This is a genomic window from Streptomyces sp. MK37H, assembly GCF_018035285.1.
Taxonomy (GTDB): domain Bacteria; phylum Actinomycetota; class Actinomycetes; order Streptomycetales; family Streptomycetaceae; genus Streptomyces; species Streptomyces endocoffeicus.
Genome location: NZ_JAAAYH010000412.1, coordinates 1 through 8,032, shown reverse-complemented (window position 1 = coordinate 8,032; position 8,032 = coordinate 1). Strand labels below are relative to the sequence as shown.

At 69.7% G+C, this 8,032-nt stretch carries 2 protein-coding genes; both read right to left on the bottom strand.

Annotation, left to right across the window (positions count from 1 at the left end; genetic code table 11):
* A partial coding sequence (locus tag GWI24_RS36100) for a non-ribosomal peptide synthetase (RefSeq protein WP_210950260.1) occupies positions 1–4,640 on the bottom strand: 4,640 nt, incomplete at its 3' end.
* A gap of 1 nt (position 4,641) precedes the next feature.
* Positions 4,642–7,902 carry an amino acid adenylation domain-containing protein gene (locus tag GWI24_RS36095; RefSeq protein ID WP_308344203.1) on the bottom strand — a complete coding sequence of 1,087 codons (3,261 nt, stop codon included), beginning with the start codon at positions 7,900–7,902 and terminating at the stop codon, positions 4,642–4,644.
* Positions 7,903–8,032: the final 130 nt, after the last annotated feature.

Here is an 8,032-nt window from a genome sequence, read left to right as displayed (position 1 = left end):
GCCACCGCATCCGGGGAGACGGCCGCCCGCTCATCGAAGAGCTCCCCCAACGGCCGTACGGGAACCGCTCGCTCGGTGTCGTTCCACTCCACCAGCACCCGCGTCCGCTCGCCCGGGCCCAGTACGGCGACCTCACTCACCCGAGCCGCAGGATCTGAGGCGACCTGCTCCAACACTCGCACCAGCCGCTCGGCGAGCACCTCCACCGTCCGTTCGTCAAAGAGGTCGGTGGCATAGAGGAACGCGCCGTCAATCCCGCCCGGGTTGCCTTCGCCGTCGCGGTGCTCGGCCAAATCCAAAGCCAGATCCACACGCGCCGAAGCGTCCGCGCCCGACTCCAGCGGACGCACCCGCAACCCCGGCAGATCCCACAACCGCCCCTCACCCGAAGGCGCACTCTGAAGCCCCAACGACACCTGGAACAGCGGATTACGCCCCAACGACCGAGCAGGATTGAGATCCTCCACCAGCCGCTCGAACGGCACATCCTGATGGGCATACGCGTCCAGATCCGCCTCCCGCACCCGGGACAACAACTCCACAAAGGCCGGATCGCCACTCACATCGCTCCGCAGGACGAGCGTGTTGACGAAGAACCCCACCAGCCCGTCCAAGGCCGCATCCCCACGCCCCGCCACCGCCGTACCGACCGGGATGTCCTTCCCCGCACCCATCCGCGACAGCAACAGCGCCAGCGCCGCCTGGACGACCATGAACATCGTGGCCCGCCCACGCTGGGCGAGCGCCACCAGCCGGGCGTGGACCTGCGGGCTCACCCGCACCGGCGTGGAACGGCCTCGGAAGGAGGAGACGGCGGGCCGGGACCGGTCCGCGGGCAGGACGAGCTCCTCCGGCGCACCGGCCAGCGCCTCACGCCAGTAGCCGAGCTGGCCGCTGATCACACTGTCCGGGTCCTCGAGGGTGCCCAGCACCTCACGCTGCCACAGCGCATAATCCGCGTACTGCACCGGCAACGGCTCCCAGCCCGGCGCACGCCCCGCCCGCCGCGCCGCATACGCCACCCCGATCTCCCGACCCAACACACCCATCGACCAACCATCAACCGCGATGTGATGCGCCACGATCAACAGCACACACTCCGACGGACCCGTCTTCAACAGACGCGCCCGCCACGGCAGATCAACGCTCAGGTCAAAGCCACGGGCAGAGTGCGCCGCCAGGGCCCGCGGCAACTCCTGCTCCGTCGTCTCCACGGCCACGAGCGACGGTCGGCTGGCGCCACCCACCAGCACGTGCTGACGCGGTTCGCCATCGGTCTCGGGAAAGACCGTACGTAAACTCTCGTGCCGGTCGGCGACATCCCCGAGCGCCGCCTCCAGAGCCACCCTGTCCAGCTCCCCGGAAAGCCGGAGCGCCAATGGCAGGTTGTAGCCCGCGCCTTCCCCCACGCCTTCGAGGCGGTTGAGGAACCACATCCGGCGCTGGGCGTACGACAGGGGTACGGAGTCCGGTCGGGGACACGGCATCAGCGCGGGGCGGTCCCGGCCGTCCGCGTTGCCTTCTTCCTCGATACGGCGGGAGAGGAGGGCGACCGTGGTGGCGGTGAAGAGCTCACGGATGGTGATCCGGGTATCGAGCACCGCCCGGACCCTGGCAATGAGCCGCATCGCCAGGAGTGAGTCACCGCCGAGCTCGAAGAACGAGGCATCAGCGCTGACCCGCTCCACGCCGAGCACCTCGGCGAAAAGCCCGCAGAGGATCTCTTCGGTCGGGGTGGCCGGACCCCGGCCCACCATGGTGGCTGTGGCATCGGGGGCCGGGAGCTTCGCTCGGTCCAGCTTGCCGTTGACTGTCAACGGCAGCGCGTCCAGCGCCATGAGGGTCGGGACCATGTACTCCGGCAGCCGGTCCGCCGCGAACTCCCGCACGGCCGCCACGTCCAGCTCCCCGTTGGGGACCACGTACGCGACCAGCTGCTTGTCCCCCGGCCCGCCCTCGCGGACCACCACCGCAACCTGCGCCACGCCCTCGCAGGCGGCCACCACCGCCTCGATCTCGCCGGGCTCGACGCGGAAACCACGGACCTTGACCTGCTCATCGACCCGCCCCGCGAAGACCAGATCACCCTCTTCGGTCCACTTCGCCAGATCCCCACTGCGATACATCCGCCCGCCCGGGGCCGCGAACGGGCAGGCGACGAAACGCTCGGCGGACAGGTCCGGCCGACCGATATAGCCCCGGGCCAGACCCGCACCGGCGATATACACCTCGCCCGTCACGCCTACGGGCACCGGCTTGAGGAAGGAGTCCAGCACGAACACCTTGTTGTTGGGCAGAGGGCGGCCTATCGGAGGTGCCGTATTCAACCCGGGATCGAGGGGCATGGCGGTCGCGGTGGTGATGACGGTGGCCTCGGTCGGCCCGTACGTGTTCCACACCCGCGCACCCGCCGACCACCGCCCCGCCAACTCCGCACTCAACCGCTCCGCACCCAGAACCCAATTGCTCACACCCGACACGGCATCCGGGTCCAGCACTCCCAACAACGACGGCACCACACTCGCCACCCGCACCCCACACCGGCCGATCATCCCCGCCAGCGCCTGCGGATCCTTACGCTCCTCCGCACTCGCCACCGCCAAAGTCCCGCCGGCGGCGAGGGTGACAGCGACATCGAGAACGGCGGCGTCAAAGCTGAACGACGCGAACTGCAACGCCACCACACCCGCATCCATCCCCAGCACCGGACGCATCGCCTCAGCCAGATTCGCCACACCACCGTGAGCGACAGCCACACCCTTCGGCCGCCCCGTCGAACCCGACGTATAGATCACATACGCCAACTGATCCGGCACAAGGGCAGTCCCCAGCGGCTCCGCCGAGAAGGCATCGGCGCCCTCGAGAAGAACCGCGCGAGCATCACCCAGCGGGACGCCATCAAGACAATCGACCGTGCCCAGGACCACCTCGGCACCACTGTCCGCGATCACAAACCCCAGCCGGTCCGCCGGATACTCCGGATCCAACGGAACGAACGCCCCACCGGCCTTCCACACCGCCAACTCCGCCACCACCATGTCCACCGACCGCGCCAAACACAACGCAACCCGCGACTCCCGACCCACCCCCACACCACACAACAACCGCGCCAGCCGATTCGCCCGCCGATCCAACTCCCCATACGACACCGACTCACCACCACACCGCACCGCCACCACATCCGGCGCCGCAGCAACCCACGCCTCGAACCGCTCCACAATCGAGCCGACGGGCAGCGCGGCCTGGGTGGCATTCCACTCCCCCACCACCCGAGCCCGCTCCACCTCACCCAACACATCCAGCCGACCGACCAACGTCTCCGGATCGGCCGCTATCTGCCCCAGCACCCGGAGCACCTGGTGGACCAGCCCTTGGGCCGTCTCCTCGTCGAACAGGTCCGGCCGGTAGCTCAGCCGCATGCCCAATCCGCCGCTCGGGCCGACCACCAGGCCGAGCGGGTAGTTGATCGACTCCCGGAGGCCATGCTCGGTGAACTTCAGGCCGCCAGGTCCGCGTCGTTCGGCCTCATCGCCCGATGGCTTGTCGCCCGACGGCTTCCGGGCGTTCGCACCCGAGGGGAAGCTCTCGAACGCCATGATGGTGTCGAACGTGGCCCCGGGCCCGGCCTGCCGCTGGATATCGCTGAGGCTCAGGTACTGGTAGTCCACCAGCGCCGCCTGCTCGGCCTGCAGCTCCGTCAGCAGTTCGGCCACCGACCGCGCAGGGTCGAAGCGGACGCGTACGGGCACGGTGTTGATGAAGAGCCCCAGCATGCTCTCCATGCCCGGCAGGTCCAGCGGCCGCCCGGCCACGCTGGCGCCGAACACCACATCCCGTCGACCGGTCAGCTTGCCGACAACGAGAGCCCAGGCGGCCTGGACGACCGTGTTCAGGGTGAGGCCGTGGAAGCGGCGCGTCAGGTCGCGCAGCGCCTGGTCCAACTCCTTGCTCGCCCTGCCGGACACCGTGGCGGAGTGCGCCGGCGCCCCGTTGTACTCGGCCGGGGCCACCAGCGTCGGCTCATCCGCCCCGGCCAGCGTCTTCCGCCAGGCCGCCATGGCTTCTTCCTTGTTCTGGCGGGCGAGCCAGGCGAGGTAGTCACGGTACGGGGTCACGGGCGGCAGACCGTGTGCGCTGCCCCCGGCCTCGTAACACGTCCACAACTCCCGCATCAGCACCGGCAGCGACCAGCCATCCAGAAGGATGTGATGCAGCGTGACCATCATCCGGTACTCATCCGGCCCGACCTTGACCAGCAACACCTTCAGCAACGGCGGCACCGCCAAGTCGAAACGCCGCTCCCGCTCCTCGACCCCCAACCGCTCCGACTCCGCCCGGGCCACATCGGCATCCAGCCCGGACAGGTCCTCCTCCCGCCACGGCAGGGTCACCCGGCGCATGATGAGCTGGACCGGGGCCCCGGAGGCGCGCCGCTGGAAGCCCGCGCGCAGGCTCTCGTGGCGGTCGAGCAGCGCCTGCCAGGACGCCCGCAGCACCGCGGAGTCCAGCTTGCCCTCCAGGCCAGTGATCATCTGCTCGACGTAGACGTCGATGCCCTCCTCGTCGTACACCGCATGGAACAGCAGGCCCTCCTGCAGCGGCGACAGCGGCCATACCCCCACCAGAGCGGAGTCGGTCATCTCAAGCTCCTTCGTCCATCTGCTGCGCTGTCGCTTCGAACTCGTCCAACTCGCTCTGGCTGATGTCCACCAACGGGAAGTCGGAGGGGGTGTGGCCACCGATACCGGTGTCGGCGTCGACGTCCGTGGTGTGCGTGGCCAGCCCGCTGAGCATCGCGGCCCAGCCGTCCAGCAGGCTCCGGGCGGCCGACTCCGCCAGCAGTTCGGACGGCCAGGACACGATGAGGGTGAGCTGTGGGCCGTCGGGCAGGTCGTGGACGACGCCCATGACCTCCAGGGCGTGCATGACCGGGATCCGGTCGTTGGCGCCGCCACCTCGGCCACCGTCACCGGCGGTCTGCCAGGCATGTTGCTCGACGGGCTGCTGACCCTGTTCGCCCTGGTTCTGCCGGCCGGGGAATCGGCCCAGGTAGTTGAAGCCGATCTGGGCGGTGGGCAGGGCGGTAAGGGCGGGTGCGGTCTCGGGGTTGAGATACCGGAGCATCCCGTAGCCGAGCCCGTCGCCCGGGACGGCGCGGAGCTGTTCCTTGATGCGCTTGATGGCCCGTCCCGCCGCGGCCCCGCCGGAGCGCAACTCCATGACGTCGATGACGCCGGTGTCGAGCCGCACCGGGTAACTGCTGGTGAACCAGCCGACCGTGCGCGTCAGGTCCACGCCCTCCGCCAGCGGGACCCGGCCATGGCCCTCGAGGTCCAGCAGGACGCCGGCCGTGTCCTCCTGGCCCTGGCGGCGCCGCCACTCGGCCAACGCCACGGTCAGGCCGGTCAGCAGTACGTCGTCGACGCCCGCGTGGAACGCCGTCGGCACGCTGGTCAACAGCGCCGACGTGACCTCCGTGGACACCTTCACCGACAGCTGCCGGACGGTGGCGCCGAGGTCCCGCTCCGGGTCCACGGGCCGCGAGGTGAGGAGGGGGTCGTGTCCGTCCAGTAGCTGGGTCCAGGCGGGGAGTTCGGCGAGTCGTTGTTGGCCGGTGGCTTCGGTCCGCAGGGCGCGGGCCCAGTGCCGGAAGGAGGTGGACACCGGCTCCAGCACGACCTCACGGCCGGCGGCCAGCTCGGTGTACGCCTCGGCCAGATCGGGCACGAGGACGCGCCAGGAGACGCCGTCCACCACCAGGTGGTTGAGGAGGATCAGCAGCCGTCCGGGGGTGTCCGGGCCGAGGTCGAACCAGACCACCTGCAGCATCACGCCCGCGCGCGGATCCAGCCGATCCGCGGCCGCCCGCGACTGCTCGGCGATCAGGTGCTCGAGGTCACCCCCGGCCGCACTCGCATCGATCCGGTGCACCCACGGGGCCACGGACACGGTCGGGGGGACGAGCAGGTGAGCCTCGGGCCCGGTCTCCAGCCGCGCCCGCAGAATGTCGTGGTGATCGACTACCGCCTGAACGGCAGCGGTCAGCGTCTCCAGCCGCATCCCCGCCGGAGCCACGACCACCGTGGACTGGAACACCGCACCTATGCGCTCCGCTCCGGCTCGCTCCAGCAGCTCATGCATCACCGGAGTCAACGGCACCTCACCCGTGCCCGGGTCGCCACTGCCCTCCAGGCCACCGGGAGCAGAGGCATCACCGGCCACCAGCGCCAGCTCCGCCGGGGTCCGTCGCTCGAACACCTGCCGGGCACTCACCACCAGACCGGCCTTACGCGCCCTCGACACCAGCAGCATCGACATGATCGAGTCACCGCCGAGCTCGAAGAACGACGCATCGGCACTGACCTCATCGAGGCCAAGCACCTCGGCGAAAAGCCCACAGAGGATCTCTTCGGTCGGGGTGGCCGGACCCCGGCCCGCCACGGTCACCGTGGCGTCGGGGGCGGGGAGTGCGGCGCGGTCCAGCTTGCCGTTGACGGTGAGCGGCAGCGCGTCCAGCACGACGACCGCCGGGACCATGTACTCCGGCAGCCGCCCAGCGGCGAACGTGCGTACCGCCGCCACGTCCAGCTCCCCGTTGGGGACCACGTACGCGACCAGCTGCTTGTCCCCCGGCCCGCTCTCGCGGACCACCACCGCAACCTGCGCCACGCCCTCATAGGCGGCCACCACCGCCTCGATCTCGCCGGGCTCGACGCGGAAACCACGGACCTTGACCTGCTCATCGACCCGCCCCGCGAAGACCAGATCACCCTCTTCGGTCCACTTCGCCAGATCGCCACTGCGATACATCCGGCCACCCGGGGCCGCGAACGGGCAGGCGACGAAACGCTCGGCGGACAGGTCCGGCCGACCGATATAGCCCCGGGCCAGACCCGCACCGGCGATGTACACCTCGCCCGTCACGCCTACGGGAACCGGCTTGAGGAACTGGTCGAGTACGTAGACGCGGGCATTGGGGAGGGGACGGCCTATCGGCGGGGCCTCCTCCAGCGCGGCGTCCAGCGGAGTGGCGGTCGCGGTGGTGATGACAGTGGCCTCGGTCGGCCCGTACGTGTTCCACACCCGCGCACCCGCCGACCACCGCCCCGCCAGCTCCGCACTCAACCGCTCCGCACCCAGCACCCAGTTCCCCACACCCGGGACAGCGTCAGGATCCAGCACCCCGAGCAGCGACGGCACCACACTGGCCACCCGCACCCCGCACCGGCCGATCATCTCCGCCAGCGCCTGCGGATCCTTACGCTCATCCGCACTCGCCACCGCCAAAGTCCCGCCAGCGGCGAGGGTGACGGCGACATCGAGAACGGCGGCGTCAAAGCTGAACGACGCGAACTGCAACGCCACCACACCCGCGTCCATACCCAGCACCGGACGCATCGCCTCAGCCAGATTCGCCACACCACCGTGAGCGACGGCCACACCCTTCGGCCGCCCCGTCGAACCCGACGTATAGATCACATACGCCAACTGGCCCGGGACAATGACCGTCCCCAGCGGCTCCGCCGAGAAGGCATCGGCGCCCTCGAGAAGGACCGCGCGAGCATCACCGAGGGGGACGCCATCAAGACAATCGGCCGTACCGAGGACCACTTCGGCGCCACTGTCCGCGATCACGAAACCCAGCCGGTCGGCCGGGTACTCCGGATCCAACGGAACGAACGCACCACAGGCCTTCCACACCGCCAACTCCGCCACCACCATGTCCACCGAACGCGGCAAACACAACGCAACCCGCGACTCCGGACCGACGCCGACTTCGCTCAAAAGTCGCGCCAAGCGATTCGCCCGCCGATCCAACTCCCCGTACGACAGGACCTCTTCACCACACCGCACCGCCACCACATCCGGCGCCGCAACAACCCACGCCTCGAACCGCTCCACAATCGAACCGCCAGGCAGCGCAGCCCCCGTGGCGTTCCACTCCTCCACCACCCGAGCCCGCTCCACCTCACCCAACACATCGATCCCACTGACCCGCACCCCAGGATCAGCCGCCACCGCCTCCAACACC